Here is a 14,671-nt window from a genome sequence, read left to right on the forward strand (position 1 = left end):
GGGCCGGGGCGTGCTCGCCTTCCTGCTGCGCCGGGTGATCCAGGCGGCCGCGGTCCTCGCGGTCGTCGGGCTCATCGCCTTCGCGATGTTCCGGTTCGCGGGCGACCCCGTGAACCAGATCGTCGGGCCCGACACCACCGTGGCCGAGCGGGCCCAGATCCGGACGGATCTCGGCCTCGACGACCCGGTCCTGGTCCAGTTCGTCCGCTACGCCGGCAACGTGGTGCGGGGCCAGTTCGGCATCTCGTACCAGTTCCGGCAGCCGGTCTCGCAGCTGCTCGCTGAGCGCATGCCGGCGACGCTGGAGCTCGCCTTCTGCGCCACGATCTTCGCCCTGGTGGTGGGAATCCTGATGGGCGTGTACTGCGCGCTGCGCCGCGAGTCCTGGCTCGCCGGGCTGTTCCAGGCGGTCTCGCTGATCGGGATCAGCCTGCCGACCTTCCTGATCGGCATCCTGCTGATCTACCTGTTCTCGGTGACGCTGGGCTGGCTGCCCTCCTACGGGCGCGGCGACACGGTGCGGCTCGGCTGGTGGACCACCGGCTTCCTGACCGCCTCCGGGCTCAAGGCGCTGATCCTGCCCTCGGTGACGCTCGGCCTGTTCCAGATGACGCTGATCATGCGGCTGGTCCGCGCCGAGATGCTGGAGGTGCTGCGCACCGACTACGTCCGCTTCGCCCGGGCGCGGGGGCTCACCACCCGGGCCGTCCACCTGCGCCACGCGCTCAAGAACACCCTGGTGCCGGTGATCACCATCGCGGGGCTGCAGCTCGGCTCGGTCATCGCCTTCTCGATCATCACCGAGACGGTGTTCCAGTGGCCCGGCATGGGCCTGCTGTTCGTCCAGGCCGTGCAGAACGTCGATATCCCGATCATGTCCGCGTACCTACTGCTCGTCGCCCTGATCTTCGTGACCATCAACCTCGTGGTCGACATCCTCTACACGGTGGTGGACCCGCGCCTGCGGCTGCCCGCCGGGCGGACGGCGTGAGGTCGGACATGACGGACTCCTCCGCCTGGCCGCCCCTTCATCGCGAGCGCGGCGAAGCGACCCAGGGCAGCGCGCGTCCGGTCGGCGTGGCGCTGCTGCATTGCTTCGCTCCGCTCGCAAAGACGGTGGCTGCCTCCCTGAGCTTCCCGATTGGACATGGCGTGAGGGGCGGCCGATGAGCGGATACGACCTCGACGCGGGCGACGCCCCGCCTGTCCCGCTGCCGGAGGCGAAGCCCTCGCGGCTCGCGCGCTGGCGCGACTCCGACCTGCTGGCGAACTTCCTGCGATCGAAGGTGGCGGTGGCGGCGCTGATCGCCACGCTGCTGATGGTCGGTCTCGCCTTCGCGTCGCCGTGGATCGCCCCGCAGAACCCCTACGATCCGGCCCAGCTCGACCTGATCAACTCCAACCTGCCGCCGATCTGGCAGGCGGACGGTCAGGCGCCGTTCTATCTCGGCACCGATGACCAGGGCCGGGACGTGCTCTCGGCGGTGCTGTACGGCCTGCGCCTGTCGCTGATCGTCGGCGTGCTCGGGGTGGTGACCTCCGGGATCCTCGGCATCGCGCTCGGCCTGATCGCCGGCTACGCGGGGGGCTTCCTCGACACGCTGATCATGCGGGTCGCCGACGTGCAGCTCACCTTCCCGGCGATCCTGATCGCCCTGGTGGTGGACGGCGTTGCCAAGGCGAGCTTCGGCAGCGCCCTCGACGTCGGGCCCTTGATCGGGCTGATCGTGGTCTCGATCGGCCTGTCCTTCTGGGTGCAGTACGCCCGGACCGTGCGCTCCTCCGTGATGGTCGAGAAGGGCAAGGATTACGTCCAGGCGGCGCGGCTGATCGGCCTGTCGCCCCCGGTGATCATGGTCCGCCACGTCCTGCCGAACGTCACCGGCCCGGTCTTCGTGATCGCGACCATCAACCTCGCGCTCGCGATCATCACCGAGGCGACGCTGTCGTTCCTCGGCACCGGCCTGCCCGAGACCATGCCGTCGCTCGGCACGCTGATCCGCACCGGCAACCGGTTCCTGTTCTCCGGCGAGTGGTGGATCGTCGCCTTCCCGGGGCTGGCGCTCGCCGGGCTCGTCATCGCCATCAACCTCCTGGGGGATTGGCTGCGCGACGCGCTCAATCCGAAGCTGCAATGATCGGGCATCGTCATCGCGAGCGCAGCGAAGCGACCCAGGGCAGCGCGACATTGGTGACCATAGCGCCGCTGGATTGCTTCGCTCCGCTCGCAAGGACGGGAGTGGCCGTCCGACGGCCCGACGCCGGAACGGCCAAGGCATGACCGACACCATCCTCTCCGTGCGCGACCTGACGGTCGCCTTCGACACCCGCCGCGGGCCGCTCACCGCCATCGACCGGGTCTCGTTCGATATCGGCCGCGGCGAGATCCTGGGCGTGGTCGGCGAGTCCGGGGCCGGCAAGTCGGTGACCGGCTCGGCGGTGATCGGGCTGATCGACCGCCCCGGCCGGATCGCCGGCGGCGAGATCCGCCTGCGGGGCGAGCGCATCGACAACCTCTCCCCCGAGGCGATGCGGCGGGTGCGCGGCAAGCGCATCGGCATGATCTTCCAGGATCCGCTGACCTCGCTCGACCCGCTGTTCCGGGTCGGCGACCAGATCGTCGAGACCCTGCGCACCCACACCGACCTGTCGGCCAAGGCGGCCCGGACCCGCGCCATCGATCTGCTGGCCGAGGTCGGCATCCCGGCGCCGGAGCGGCGCATCGACGGCTACCCGCACGAGTTCTCCGGCGGCATGCGCCAGCGGGTGGTGATCGCGCTGGCGCTCGCGGCCGAGCCGGAGCTGATCATCGCGGACGAGCCGACCACGGCGCTCGACGTCTCGGTCCAGGCCCAGATCATCACGCTGCTGAAGCGCCTGTGCCGCGAGCACGGCACCGCGGTGATGCTGGTCACCCACGACATGGGCGTCATCGCCGAGGCCGCCGACCGGGTGGCGGTGATGTATGCCGGGCGGGTGGCCGAGATCGGCCCGGTCGCCTCGGTGATCGCCAAGCCCCACCACCCCTACGCGGTCGGCCTGATGGGGGCGATCCCGACCCTCTCGCAGGAGGCCGACCGGCTCAGCCAGATCCCGGGCTCGATGCCGCGGCTCACCGCCATCCCGAAGGGCTGCGCCTTCAACCCGCGCTGCCCGAAGGTCTTCGCCCGCTGCCGGGTCGAGCGGCCCGAGCCGATCCCGGTCGACGCGAGCCGGGTGGCCTGTCACCTGTACGATGCAGCGGAGCGCGCAGCGTGAGCGCCTACGTCGAAGTCACCGACCTGCGCCGCCAGTTCGACGTCTCGAAGCCCTGGCTCAACCGGGTGATCGAGCGCGAGCCGCGGAAATTCCTCACGGCGGTCGACCGCGTCGGCTTCGAGATCCGGAAGGGCGAGACCTTCGCGATCGTCGGAGAATCCGGCTCCGGCAAGTCGACCGTGGCCCGGATGGTGGTCGGCCTGCTGCCGCCCACGGCCGGCGAGGTGCGGATCACCGGCGTCTCGATGACCGACCCGCGCCAGGCCGCGGCGCGGCGGCGCCTGCGCGCCCGGATCCAGATGATCTTCCAGGACCCCTACGCGTCCATGAACCCGCGCTGGCGGGTGGGGAAGATCATCGCCGAGCCGATCCGGGCCTTCGACCTGATCCAGGGGGAGGGGGCGATCCGCGCCCGGGTCGGCGAGCTTCTCGGCCTCGTCGGCCTCCACGCGGATGATTCCAAAAAATACCCGCACGAATTCTCAGGCGGGCAGCGCCAGCGGGTGGCGATCGCCCGGGCGCTGGCGAGCCAGGCCGAGTTCCTGGTGGGCGACGAGCCGACCTCGGCGCTCGACGTCTCGGTGCAGGCGCAGATCCTCAACCTGATGCGCGACCTGCAGGACCGGCTGGGGCTGACCTACCTGTTCATCTCCCACAACCTCGCCGTGGTCCGCCACATGGCGACCCGCGTGGGCGTGATGTATCTCGGCCGCCTCGTGGAGGTCGCGTCCGCCAGGGACCTGTTCGCGACGCCGCGCCACCCCTACACGCGGATGCTCCTCGACGCCGTGCCCGACCTCGCCCATGTCGGCCGCGCCCGGGTGCCGGTCTCCGGCGAGATCCCGAACCCGATCGACCCGCCGCCCGGCTGCACCTTCAACCCGCGCTGCCCGCTCGCCAACGACCGCTGCCGGACCGAGGTGCCGGCGCTCCTCGACGGCGTCGCCTGCCACGCCGTGCAGGAGGGGCGGGCCTGACAAGCGGGCCTGACAATCGGACCCGGGGGCTGCCCCAGGCGGCCGTTGCACTCGGCCCGCGCAGGCGCTATGGGCCGTCCCCGATGGGGATGGAGTTCCCCGAAACCGCCCGTCAGGGCTGATGACTCCTACCGCGAAACCGGCGGTGGGAGTGCGTCTTGCAAGCACCCGCCGCGACGGCGGGTTTCTCATGCCCGCCCGACGTACTGGAGCGCGCATGTCCTTCACCACCTGCATCCTGGTCATGATCGGCGGTGCCCTCGGCACCCTGGCCCGCTACGTCGTCTCGGTGCTGGCGCTGCCCATCAGCCGCGACCTGCCCTGGGGCACGATCCTCATCAACGTGACGGGCTCTTTCATCATCGGCCTGTTCGGCACGCTGACCCTGGCGCATGGGCGCTTCCCGGTCTCCGAGAACGTCCGCCTGTTCGTGATGATCGGGCTGTGCGGCGGCTACACGACCTTCTCGTCGTTCAGCCTCCAGACCCTCGACCTCATGCGGAACGGCGCGGTGGTCCGGGCCATGGTCAACGTGTTCGCCTCGGTGGTGCTCTGCGTCCTCGCGGTCGCGCTGGGCCACCTCGTGGCGGCCCATTGGAACGGCGGCGCCGTGCAGATCGCCCAGGTCAGCATCGAGGAGGACGGCTGACCGGGCGGCGGCCGCGCGCATCGGCGCGGCCCGGCCCTCACGCGTCGCGCCACTGGGCGAAGGTCGCGGCCTGCCCCACCGTCGCGCCGTCGCGGTCGAGCTGCCAGACCACCGCCTCGTCGATCCAGAAGCGCCGGCCGTCCTTGGCGATCCGCAGGCCGCGATAGCCGCGGCTGAAGCCGTCCCGGGTGACCGCGTCGAGGAGCCGCTGCCGCTCGGCCCGCTCGGGAGCCTCGGCCGAGAGCCGCGAGGGCAGGCCGACGAGCTCGTCCCACGCGTAGCCGAAGCAGGCCTGCGCGGTCCGGTTGGCGTAGACGAAGCGCGGATCCGCGCCCCCGTCATGGGCGAGCACCGCGAACGGGGCCGCCGCGTAGAGCCAGTCCGCGTCCGCATCCGCCGGCACCAGAGGCTCGCCGAGGCGCCGCGCGTAGCTGCCGGTGAGCAGGGCGAAGAAGTCCGGGTCGTGCGAGAGGTCCGTCATGATCCGCTACAGGACTGGGTCGGCGTCGATGCGCATGCGCAGGATCGCGTAGGGCGGCTGCTGCAGGTCTCGGCCGCGGTTGAATTCCGGCCGCCGGTTGACCTGGGCCGCCGAGATATAGAGCCACCGGTCCGGGGTGATCCAGAACGTGTCGGCCCAGACCAGCCGGTCGTCGGCGGCCAGCACCTCGACGGTGCCGTCCGGCAGGCGCCGGCCGACCGCGTTGTGCTCCTGCAGGCTGAGATAGACCCGGTCCTGGGAATCGGTGGTCAGCCCCCCGGTCATGCCCTTCTCGCCGAGATCCTCGACGGCGGCGGCCACGGCCGCGTCCGCGACGCCCGGATCGCGCAGGGCCGCGGTCTCGACCGCGTAGAGCCGCCGGCTCATCAGCGGCGCGTAGTAGAGGCGGCGGCCATCCGGACTGATCGCGATGCCGTTGGCGCCGCCCTTCGGGCTCTTCTCGGGCGCGTCGCCCTTCCGCTCCATCACGGGGCGGCGCTCCACGAACTTGACCAGGCCCTCCTCGGACCGCGTGCTGACGTGGTCCGCGAGGCGCCGCACCACCCGCCCGCTGTCGAGGTCGACCGCCAGGATCGCGCCCGCGCCGGACTGGCCCTGGTCGGTGACGTAGGCCAGAGCCCGCCCGTCGCGCACGTCGACCCGCAGGTCGTTCAGGGAGGAATCCGGGCCGATGCCCGCGTCGAGGGGGATCGTCCGGCGGACGCTGTTCCGGCCGATATCGATCGCCAGGATCTTCGCGCCGCCCGGCACCGGACGCCCCTTGCCCGCGGGCAGGCCGGCATCGAGGATCCAGAGGGTGTCGTCGCGGTCGAAGACGCCGTTGGGGACGTGGAATAGCGACGCCTGCGGCGCCCCCGGATCCGGGCGGTTGGTCGCCGCGTCCGGGTAGGGCTTCACCGACCCGTCGGGCAGCACCTCGCCGAGGGTGATCGGCTCCGCGCCGGTGAAGCGCGGCATCATCACGAAGATCCGGCCGCCCCGGGCGATGGCGAGCCCCGTGGGGGTCGAGGGCGCGTCCGCGGCGATGGCGAGCTCCAGCGTCCCCACGGGCCGGCTCGTCGGGGGCGACGGCGTCGCGGCGCGCGCCGCGGGGGTGGCGAGGGCCAGGAGACCGGTTCCGAGCAGGCGGCGGCGGTCGAGGCGCATGGGAATCCTGTCGCGGAGCTTGTCGGGGCGAGGGTCTTGGCGCGCCGCTCAACCTGTGGGGATGCCGGCCCAACGCGCGGGCCCGGCGCACGATCCCGCGATGCGGTAGCGCGGCGGCCTCGCGGCGGAATTCCGGGACCGGTCCGCGGTCCCGGTGATCGGGAGCCGCCTCGGGGCGGTCCACAGGTGCCGGGGCGCGACGCTGACTCCGGCCCACGCCGTCACGCTAAGCACGGTCGTGCCGGGCGTTCGATTCGGCGCCGCACGGGCCGCGGCCCGGCTGGCAGATGTGGAGAGGTGGGACACGCATGGATCCCGAAGGATCCGAACCGGCGCCGGAGACCGCGCCCCGGCCCGCCGCCGGGCCGCTGCGGGTCCTCGCCCTGGCGGTGCAGAAGGGCGGGACGGGCAAGACCACCCTGGCGGCCTCCCTGGCGGTCGCCGCCACGGAAGCGGGCGAGCAGGTGACCGCCCTCGATCTCGACCCGCAGAGCTCGCTGGCCGGCTGGGGGGCCCTGCGCAAGGCCGACGGCAGGAGCGACCGCGCGCGCGACGCCGTCGCGGTCGACCGGGTCCAGCCCTGGGAGATGGGCCAGCTCTCGGAGATCCTCGGCATCCTCGCCGAGCAGGGCACCACCCTCGCCGTCCTCGACACCGCCGGCAGCGCGTCCGGCCTCGCCCCGGCCCTGAAGGACGCCGATTTCGTCCTGATGCCGGTCCGCCCCTCCCGGCTCGACATCGTGGCCGCCCGGCCGACGCTCCAGGCGCTGGTCGGCCTCGGCCTGCGGGAGCGGCTGGCCCTGGTGCTGAACCAGTGCCCGCCGCCGCCCTCGCCGCGCACCAGCGCCTACGCGGCGCAACTGCGCGCCCTGGGCGTGCTGGCCGAGCCCGGGATCATCCACCGAGTCGACCACCAGGACGCCCTGGCGACCGGGCTCGGCGTCACGGAATTCGCCCCCGGCAGCCAGGCCGCCGAGGAGGTCCGGGCGCTCTGGGCCTGGGTCGACGGGAAGATGCGGGCGGCGCCCGCCCGCTGAGATCGGCCTTCCGCCGGGATCAGCCCTGGCCGAGGGCCGCGAGGATCCGCGCCCAGGAGCGCGTGCCCTTGTGGAAGCTCGTCAGGTCGTACTTCTCGTTCGGCGAGTGGATCCGGTCGTCGTCGAGGCCGAAGCCGATCAGCAGGGTGTCGCGCCCCAGGATCCGCTTGAAGTCGCCGACGATCGGGATCGAGCCGCCCGCGCCCACGGTCACCGCCGGCACGCCCCACTCGTCCTGCAGCGCCGCCTTGGCGGCGCCGAGCTGCGGCATGTCGAAGGGCAGGCTGATCGCCCGCGAGCCCTTGTAGGTGATGACCTCGACCTGGCAGTCGGCCGGCACCCGCGCGCGCACGAAGGCCTCGAAGCTCTCGGCGAGCCGCTTCGGGTCCTGGTCGTCCACGAGGCGGAACGAGACCTTGGCGGAGGCGGTGGAGGCGATCACCGTCTTGGTGCCCTCGCCCGTATAGCCGCCGATGATGCCGTTGGCGTCGCAGGAGGGGCGGGACTGCACCAGCTCGATCGGCATCCGCCCGCGCTCGCCCGCGGGCTCCTTGAGGCCGATCGGCCCGAGCAGTGTCTCCGGCGTCAGGCCGAGGCCGCGCCACTGCTCCAGCACCTCCGGCGGGCGCTCGTGAACGCCCTCGTAGAAGCCCGGGATCGTCACCCGCCCGTCCGCGTCGTGCAGGTCGGCGATGATCTTCGACAGAACGTGGATCGGGTTGCGCGCCGCGCCGCCGAAGAAGCCGGAATGCAGGTCGCGGTCGGCGCAGGTGACCTTCACCTCGAAATAGGCGAGCCCGCGCAGCGACGACGTGATGGCCGGGGTCTTCCGGTCCCACATGCCGGTGTCGCAGACCAACACCACGTCGCAGCCGAGTCTCTCGCGGTTGGCCGCGACCCATTCGGGCAGGCCTTGTGATCCACTCTCCTCGGCGCCCTCGATCAGGATCGTGACGCCGCAAGGCAACTCGCCGTGCATGGCGATATAGGCCCGGCATGCCTCCACGAAGGTCATCACCTGACCCTTGTCGTCGGAGGCGCCGCGCCCGACGATCGTCTTGCCGCCCTGGCCGTCGTCAGCGATGTGCGGCTCGAAGGGCGGCGTCTTCCACAGGTCGAGGGGATCGACCGGCTGCACGTCGTAATGGCCGTAGAACAGGACGTGCGGCGCTCCCGGCTTCGGCCGGTGGGCCAGGACCACCGGGTGGAGCGAGGTCTCCTCCACCGAGGTCTCGAAGCCCAGCGCGGTCAGGTCCTGGGCGAGCCAGGCGGCGGCCTCGCGGCAATGCCCGGCATAGGCGGGATCGGTGGAGATCGACGGGATCCGCAGGAAGGCGAACAGCCGCTCCAGGGCGTTCTCCAGGTCCGTGTCGATGTCGTTGAGGATCGCGTCGAGTGCGGCCATCGGTGGCTCCGGGGTGCGGCGTGGACTCTGCGGGAAGGAGGGTTAGCCGAGGCGGGGTGGGGCCGGCAATGTCGGACGGTGCGGCGGCCGATATGCGCGCCGCAGGCGCGCCACCCTCGCTCACGGGTTGAGACGGCGCGCTCCGGAACAGGCGCAGATTGGAATGGTTATCGACCGGAAGCCCAGGCCGCGGCCCGCGCGTCGCTGCCGGTCGCTGCCCCGGACCGATCCGCTCCCGCCCGGCCCCGGCCGGCCCAGACCGTGGACGACATCATGCGCCTCGAGACCCAGCCGCCGGTGTCGGCGGACACGCCGATCGGCATCACGCTGACGATCAACGGGCAGCGGCGCGAACTGCAGGTCGCGCCGTGGACCACGCTCCTCGACCTCCTGCGCGAGCGGCTCGACCTCACCGGCACCAAGAAGGGCTGCGACCACGGCCAGTGCGGAGCCTGCACGGTGCTGGTGAACGGCACCCGGGTGAATTCCTGCCTGACGCTGGCGGTGATGAAGGACGGGGCCGAGATCACCACGGTCGAGGGGCTGGCCGCCCTCGGCGACCGGGCGGGCAGCAACGCCCTCCACCCGATCCAGGAGGCGTTCATCGAGCACGACGCCTTCCAGTGCGGCTACTGCACGCCGGGCCAGCTCTGCTCGTCAGTCGGCCTGATGAACGAGGGCCACGCCCACACCCGGGACGAGATCCGCGAGGCGATGAGCGGCAATATCTGCCGCTGCGGCGCCTACACCAACATCGTCGACGCCATCGAGGACGTCATGCAGGGAGGCGCCCGATGAACCGCTTCGACTACGTCCGCGCCGGCACGGTGGCGGAGGCGGTGCAGGCCTTCGGGGCCGGGGCCCGCTTCATCGCCGGCGGCACCAACCTGATCGACCTGATGAAGTACGAGGTCGAGAAGCCGGGCCGGCTGATCGACATCACCCGCCTGCCCCTCGACCGGATCGAGGACAGCGGGGACGGCCTGCGGATCGGGGCGCTCGTGACCAACGCCAAGGCGGCCTACGACGATCGGGTCGCGGCTCGGTACCCGCTCCTGCGCAACGCCATCCTGGCCGGCGCCTCGGCGCAGCTGCGCAACGCCGCCTCCACGGGCGGCAACCTGCTCCAGCGGACCCGCTGCTACTATTTCTACGACGTGGCCACGCCCTGCAACAAGCGTGCGCCCGGCTCCGGCTGCCCGGCGATCGGCGGGATGAACCGCATCCACGCGATCTTCGGGACGAGCGCGCACTGCATCGCCACCCACCCCTCCGACATGTGCATCGCGCTGGCCGCCCTGGAGGCCACCGTGCGGGTGAGCGGGCCGCAGGGCGACCGGTCGATCCCGTTCTCCGAGTTCCACCGCCTGCCGGGGGATTCGCCCGAGCGGGACACGAACCTCGCCCCCGGCGAGATCATCGTGTCGGTCGACCTGCCGGAGAGCCGCTTCCCGCAGCACTACACCTACCTGAAGCTGCGCGACCGCCTGTCCTACGCCTTCGCGCTGGTCTCGGTGGCGGCGGCCCTGGAACTCGACGGCGACCGGGTGAAGACCGCGCGGCTGGCGCTCGGCGGCGTCGCCCACAAGCCCTGGCGCAACCGCGAGGCCGAGGCCCTGCTGGAGGGCCGGCCCGCGACCCGCGAGAGCTTCCAGGCGGCGGCCGACCTGATCGTCGCGGAGGCCAAGCCCCAGTCGGAGAACGGCTTCAAGATCGATCTCGCCCGGCGCGCCATCGTGCGCGGCCTCGAGCAGGCCGCCGCCGGCACGCCCCAGTCGCTCAGCGACAAGCGCATCCAGTAGGGCCCGCCATGACCCAGACCTTCAGCTCCACCGGCCGCGACACCTTCGTCGGCAGCCCGCGCAGCCGCATCGACGGGCCCGCCAAGGTCACCGGGCTCGCCAAGTACGCGGGCGAGTTCGCCGCGCCCGACCTCGCCTACGGCGTTGTCGTGTCGAGCTCGATCGCCAAGGGCCGGATCACCGCCATCGACTCCGCCGAGGCCGAGGCGGTACCGGGCGTCCTCAAGGTCCTCACCCACGAGAACCGGCCGCGAACCGCGTGGCGGGACAAGAACTTCCAGGACCAGGTGGCGCCCCCCGGCTCGCCGTTCCGCGCCCTCTACGACGACCTGATCGTGTTCAGCGGCCAGCCGGTCGCCCTGGTGGTGGCGGAGGATTTCGAGACCGCGCGCTACGCCGCGTCCCTCGTCCGCGTGAGCTACGCGATGGAGGAGCCCGGGACCGACCTGGAGGCCCTGCGCGGCACCGCCTACGACCCGCCCTACAAGCGCACGGGCATCAAGCCGCCGCCGGAGCCCTGGGGCGACGCCGACAAGGCGTTCGGCAGCGCGCCGGTCCGCGTGCAGGGCGCCTACAGCCTCGCCGACGAGCACCACAACCCGATGGAGCCGCACGCCTCCACGGTGGTGGTCGAGCAGGACGGCACCTACACGGTCTACGACAAGATCCAGGGCGTCTCGAACAGCCACCAGTATCTCACCAACGTCTTCGGCCTGAAGCCCGATCAGGTCCGGGTGCTCAACCCCTATCTCGGCGGCGGCTTCGGCTCGGGCCTGCGCCCGCAGTACCAGCTGTTCCTGGCGATGCTGGCCGCCCAGGAGCTGAAGCGCTCCGTGCGCGTGACCCTGACCCGCGACCAGCTGTGGAGCTTCACCTACCGGTCGGAGGCGCTGCAGACGATCGCGCTCGGCGCCGAGGCCGACGGGAGGCTGACGGCCCTGCGCCACGACGCCGTCCAGGGCACCTCGCAGTACGAGGATTACCAGGAGGTCGTCGTCAACTGGTCGGGCGTCCTCTACCGGTGCGACAACGTCGCCCTCGGCTACCGCCTGGTGAAGCTCGACACGCCGACGCCCGGCGACATGCGCGCCCCCGGCGCGGTGACCGGCGTCTTCGCCATCGAGACCGCGATGGACGAACTCGCCTACGCGACCGGGCTCGACCCGATCGAGCTGCGGCTGAAGAACTACGCCGAGTCCGACGCCACCGCCGAGGGCAAGCCTTTCGGCTCGAAGGAGCTGAAGAGCTGCTTCCGGCAGGGCGCCGAGCGGTTCGGCTGGGCGAAGCGCAGCCCTGAGCCCCGCTCCATGCGCGAGGGCCGGGAGCTGGTCGGCTGGGGCGTGGCCACCGGCATCTGGGAATCGATGATGATGCAGTCGAGCGCCATCGCGACCCTGACGCCGGACGGCCGCCTGACGGTCGGCAACTCCACCGGCGATATCGGCACCGGCACCTACACGATCCTGACGCAGATCGCGGCCGACACGCTGGGCCTGCCGATGGACGCGGTCACCACCAAGCTCGGCGACACCCGCCTGCCGGAGGCCCCGGTCGCCGGCGGCTCGTGGACGGCCGCCTCCTCGGGCACCGCCGTGATGAAGGCCTGCCGCAACGTCGGCGCGCAGGTGTTCAAGCTCGCCCGCGCCATGGAGAACTCGCCGCTGGCCAACGTCGACTTCGACCGCGCCGTGTTCGCGGACGGCCGCATCGCGGTCGCGGGCGATCCGGGCCGCAGCGTGTCGCTCGTCGAGGTGCTGCAGGCGGCGGGCGTCGACAAGGTCGAGGCGATCGAGGAGGCCGGGCCCGACAAGGACTTCAATCAGAAATACGAGGCCTACACCCACTCGGCGATCTTCGCCGAGGTGAAGGTCGACGAGGAGCTGGGTCAGGTCCGGGTCACCCGCATCGTCTCGGCGATCGCGGCCGGCAAGGTGCTGAACCCGAAGACGGCGCGCAGCCAGATCCTCGGCGGCGTGGTGATGGGGATCGGCTCGGCGCTCGAGGAGGAGTCGATGCTCGACCACCGCATCGGCCGGTTCATGAACCACAACCTCGGCGAGTACCATGTGCCGGTCCACGCCGACATCTACGACATCGACGTGATCTTCGTGGAGGAGGAGGACAAGGCGAACCCGCTGGGCGTGAAGGGGCTCGGCGAGATCGGCATCGTCGGCACCGCGGCCGCCATCGCCAACGCGGTCTTCCACGCCACCGGCAGGCGGGTGCGCGACCTGCCGATCACCGTCGACAAGCTCCTGTGAACAGCGGATGTTTCACGGGAAACATTGACGGTTCGGCAAGGAGTCGTGCGGGTCACGCTGGGCCGCGCCGTCAGCGCGAGCGCAGCGAAGCGACCCAGGGCGGCGCGACATCGTCGAGCGTGGCGCTGTCTGAATTGCTTCGCTGCGCTCGCAAGGACGAGGATGCGTCCGAGCCCTGCGAATAGGGACGGCGTGGGAATTTCTGTGAGCCCCCTGCTGGAATCCTGGCGCTTCTGGGCGCTCGCCGCCGGCTTCGCGGCGCTGACCGCGATCCTCGCCAAGGTCGGGGTCGCGGGCGTGCCGTCGGACGTCGCGACCTTCGTGCGCACCGCGGTGATCCTGGTCTTCGCCGGCGCGATCGTGGTCGCCTCCGGGCAGGCCGGCGGCCTCGCGCAGATCTCCGGTCGGAGCCTCGTCTTCCTCGTCCTGTCGGGGCTCGCCACCGGGGCGTCGTGGCTCTGCTACTTCCGCGCGCTGTCGCTGGGCGACGCTGCCCGGGTCGCGCCGATCGACAAGCTCAGCGTCGTGCTGGTGGCGATCCTCGGCGCCACCCTGCTCGGCGAGACCCTCAGCCTCGCCGCCTGGGCCGGCGTCGCGCTGATCGCGGCGGGCGCGGCCCTCGTCGCCTCCGGACTGTGAGATCGTGCGCGCTGGCGCACCGATCCCTTAACGCGATGCGCGCATCCTGCGGTTGCCTCGCGAAAGGGGACCGTCATGGAATGGGTTTATCGCGGCTTCGAGACCTCGATGCTCGGTCTCGCTCTCTGTCTCGGACTCGGCGCCTGCCTCACGCTCGGCATCGCGCGCGTGCCGGCCGGAACGCTCTCCGTCACCCTGCCGATGCTCACGGTGACCGCCCCCGCGCCCTGAGGCGCGGGACCGGTCCGGCGGGGCGTCAGGCGGCGCCCTTCACGGCGCGGAACATGAAGCCCCGCGCCTCGGCGTCCATCTCCGCCTTGAAGGCGTGGCGGCCCTTCAGCGCCTCGGCGGCCTGGGCGGCCGGCCGCGCGTTGAGCGCGTCGAGGTGGCGCTTGACGTTGGGCAGGTCCCCGAAGGCACCTTCGCCGAGGACGAAGGGCACCATCCGGGCCCAGCCCCAGACCGCCATGTCGACGATCGTGTAGGTGTCGCCCAGCACGTAGGTGCGGTCGGCGAGGCGCTGGTCGAGGATGCCCCAGTGCCGGCGCGCCTCGAAGGCGTAGCGCTCGGTGGCGTAGGCGCCCCCGTCCTGCGCGAAGTGGCGGAAATGCACGCACTGGCCGGAGAACGGCCCGATGCCGGTCGCCACGAACATCAGCCAGGACAGCATCTCGCCGCGGACCGGCTCGCCCTCCGGCAGGAACCGGCCGGTCTTGCCCGCCAGGTACATCAGGATCGCGTTCGAATCGAACACGGTGACGTCGCCGTCGACGATCGCCGGCACCTTCCCGTTCGGATTGACGGCCGTGTAGGCCGGATCGAACTGCTCGCCCCTGCGGGTGTCGACCGGCACCGGCTCGTAGGGCAGCCCCATCTCCTCGAGGCAGAGGGCGACCTTCATGGGGTTGGGGCTGAGATTGTAGAAGAATCGAATCACGGCGCTCTCCCTGAACGACCCGGGCAGGATGTCCGGGCCCCGCGCCCGCACAAGGCGC

At 71.5% G+C, this 14,671-nt stretch carries 15 protein-coding genes and 1 riboswitch; of the genes, 11 read left to right on the forward strand and 4 right to left on the reverse strand.

Features of this window, described 5'->3' with window-relative positions; translation table 11 throughout:
- Positions 1 to 10 precede the first annotated feature (10 nt).
- The 5 genes from BM419_RS23880 to crcB all read left to right on the forward strand — a co-directional run bounded on the left by BM419_RS23880 (position 11) and on the right by crcB (position 4,884).
- Positions 11 to 991, forward strand: coding sequence for an ABC transporter permease (locus tag BM419_RS23880; protein ID WP_020091342.1), 981 nt, complete (start codon positions 11 to 13; stop codon positions 989 to 991).
- Positions 992 to 1,166: 175 nt separating this feature from the next.
- On the forward strand, positions 1,167 to 2,138 hold the full coding sequence (locus BM419_RS23885) for an ABC transporter permease (RefSeq protein ID WP_091927857.1): 972 nt from the start codon (positions 1,167 to 1,169) through the stop codon (positions 2,136 to 2,138).
- Positions 2,139 to 2,277: 139 nt separating this feature from the next.
- On the forward strand, positions 2,278 to 3,258 hold the full coding sequence (locus BM419_RS23890) for an ABC transporter ATP-binding protein (RefSeq protein ID WP_056524459.1): 981 nt from the start codon (positions 2,278 to 2,280) through the stop codon (positions 3,256 to 3,258).
- Positions 3,255 to 4,235: an ABC transporter ATP-binding protein gene (locus BM419_RS23895; RefSeq protein ID WP_056524456.1), complete on the forward strand. Its 981-nt coding sequence runs from the start codon at positions 3,255 to 3,257 to the stop codon at positions 4,233 to 4,235. Before BM419_RS23890 ends, BM419_RS23895 begins: the two co-directional genes overlap by 4 nt.
- A 76-nt stretch (positions 4,236 to 4,311) precedes the next feature.
- Positions 4,312 to 4,373, forward strand: a riboswitch (Fluoride riboswitch).
- Positions 4,374 to 4,452: 79 nt separating this feature from the next.
- Complete coding sequence (gene crcB, locus BM419_RS23900; protein ID WP_091927858.1) at positions 4,453 to 4,884, forward strand: fluoride efflux transporter CrcB; 432 nt, start codon at positions 4,453 to 4,455, stop codon at positions 4,882 to 4,884.
- A gap of 37 nt (positions 4,885 to 4,921) precedes the next feature.
- Here crcB and BM419_RS23905 read toward each other — a convergent pair whose 3' ends face one another.
- Complete coding sequence (locus tag BM419_RS23905; protein ID WP_020091337.1) at positions 4,922 to 5,365, reverse strand: MEKHLA domain-containing protein; 444 nt, start codon at positions 5,363 to 5,365, stop codon at positions 4,922 to 4,924.
- A gap of 6 nt (positions 5,366 to 5,371) precedes the next feature.
- Complete coding sequence (locus tag BM419_RS23910; RefSeq protein ID WP_091927859.1) at positions 5,372 to 6,532, reverse strand: SMP-30/gluconolactonase/LRE family protein; 1,161 nt, start codon at positions 6,530 to 6,532, stop codon at positions 5,372 to 5,374.
- A 308-nt stretch (positions 6,533 to 6,840) separates the two neighbouring features.
- Between BM419_RS23910 and BM419_RS23915 the strand changes: the two genes are divergently transcribed.
- Complete coding sequence (locus tag BM419_RS23915; RefSeq protein WP_091927860.1) at positions 6,841 to 7,569, forward strand: ParA family protein; 729 nt, start codon at positions 6,841 to 6,843, stop codon at positions 7,567 to 7,569.
- A gap of 19 nt (positions 7,570 to 7,588) precedes the next feature.
- Here the strand turns inward: BM419_RS23915 and BM419_RS23920 are convergent, their stop codons facing one another.
- Positions 7,589 to 8,974 (reverse strand): M20/M25/M40 family metallo-hydrolase, encoded by a 1,386-nt coding sequence (locus tag BM419_RS23920; protein ID WP_042672005.1) that lies wholly within the window; start codon positions 8,972 to 8,974, stop codon positions 7,589 to 7,591.
- Between the two features lie 273 nt (positions 8,975 to 9,247).
- On the opposite strand from BM419_RS23920, the gene BM419_RS23925 reads away from it, so the two are divergent.
- The 5 genes from BM419_RS23925 (at position 9,248) to BM419_RS32560 (ending at position 13,907) form a co-directional block, all read left to right on the forward strand.
- A complete protein-coding gene (locus BM419_RS23925; RefSeq protein WP_026604649.1) occupies positions 9,248 to 9,772 on the forward strand; it encodes a (2Fe-2S)-binding protein in 525 nt (174 codons plus the stop codon).
- Positions 9,769 to 10,776 (forward strand): FAD binding domain-containing protein, encoded by a 1,008-nt coding sequence (locus BM419_RS23930; RefSeq protein WP_091927861.1) that lies wholly within the window; start codon positions 9,769 to 9,771, stop codon positions 10,774 to 10,776. The genes BM419_RS23925 and BM419_RS23930 overlap by 4 nt, the downstream gene beginning before the upstream one ends.
- An 8-nt stretch (positions 10,777 to 10,784) precedes the next feature.
- Complete coding sequence (locus BM419_RS23935; RefSeq protein WP_091927862.1) at positions 10,785 to 13,037, forward strand: xanthine dehydrogenase family protein molybdopterin-binding subunit; 2,253 nt, start codon at positions 10,785 to 10,787, stop codon at positions 13,035 to 13,037.
- Positions 13,038 to 13,241: 204 nt separating this feature from the next.
- On the forward strand, positions 13,242 to 13,676 hold the full coding sequence (locus BM419_RS23940) for an EamA family transporter (protein ID WP_091927863.1): 435 nt from the start codon (positions 13,242 to 13,244) through the stop codon (positions 13,674 to 13,676).
- 75 nt (positions 13,677 to 13,751) lie between these two features.
- Positions 13,752 to 13,907 (forward strand): hypothetical protein, encoded by a 156-nt coding sequence (locus BM419_RS32560; RefSeq protein WP_175556359.1) that lies wholly within the window; start codon positions 13,752 to 13,754, stop codon positions 13,905 to 13,907.
- Positions 13,908 to 13,932: 25 nt separating this feature from the next.
- On the opposite strand, the gene BM419_RS23945 is transcribed toward BM419_RS32560, so the two are convergent.
- On the reverse strand, positions 13,933 to 14,613 hold the full coding sequence (locus tag BM419_RS23945) for a glutathione S-transferase family protein (RefSeq protein WP_091676440.1): 681 nt from the start codon (positions 14,611 to 14,613) through the stop codon (positions 13,933 to 13,935).
- Between the last annotated feature and the right edge of the window lie 58 nt (positions 14,614 to 14,671).

Origin of the sequence: Methylobacterium sp. yr668 (assembly GCF_900116245.1) — a bacterium.
Lineage (GTDB): Bacteria > Pseudomonadota > Alphaproteobacteria > Rhizobiales > Beijerinckiaceae > Methylobacterium.

Bases quoted from the DNA above. Each gene is read 5' to 3' on its own strand.
- BM419_RS23890 (WP_056524459.1), top strand. From the start codon at position 2,278: ATGACCGACACCATCCTCTCCGTGCGCGACCTGACGGTCGCCTTCGAC.
- BM419_RS23920 (WP_042672005.1), bottom strand. From the start codon at position 8,974: ATGGCCGCACTCGACGCGATCCTCAACGACATCGACACGGACCTGGAG.
- BM419_RS23930 (WP_091927861.1), top strand. From the start codon at position 9,769: ATGAACCGCTTCGACTACGTCCGCGCCGGCACGGTGGCGGAGGCGGTG.
- BM419_RS23915 (WP_091927860.1), top strand. From the start codon at position 6,841: ATGGATCCCGAAGGATCCGAACCGGCGCCGGAGACCGCGCCCCGGCCC.
- BM419_RS32560 (WP_175556359.1), top strand. From the start codon at position 13,752: ATGGAATGGGTTTATCGCGGCTTCGAGACCTCGATGCTCGGTCTCGCT.
- BM419_RS23935 (WP_091927862.1), top strand. From the start codon at position 10,785: ATGACCCAGACCTTCAGCTCCACCGGCCGCGACACCTTCGTCGGCAGC.
- BM419_RS23925 (WP_026604649.1), top strand. From the start codon at position 9,248: ATGCGCCTCGAGACCCAGCCGCCGGTGTCGGCGGACACGCCGATCGGC.
- BM419_RS23905 (WP_020091337.1), bottom strand. From the start codon at position 5,365: ATGACGGACCTCTCGCACGACCCGGACTTCTTCGCCCTGCTCACCGGC.
- BM419_RS23910 (WP_091927859.1), bottom strand. From the start codon at position 6,532: ATGCGCCTCGACCGCCGCCGCCTGCTCGGAACCGGTCTCCTGGCCCTC.
- BM419_RS23885 (WP_091927857.1), top strand. From the start codon at position 1,167: ATGAGCGGATACGACCTCGACGCGGGCGACGCCCCGCCTGTCCCGCTG.
- crcB (WP_091927858.1), top strand. From the start codon at position 4,453: ATGTCCTTCACCACCTGCATCCTGGTCATGATCGGCGGTGCCCTCGGC.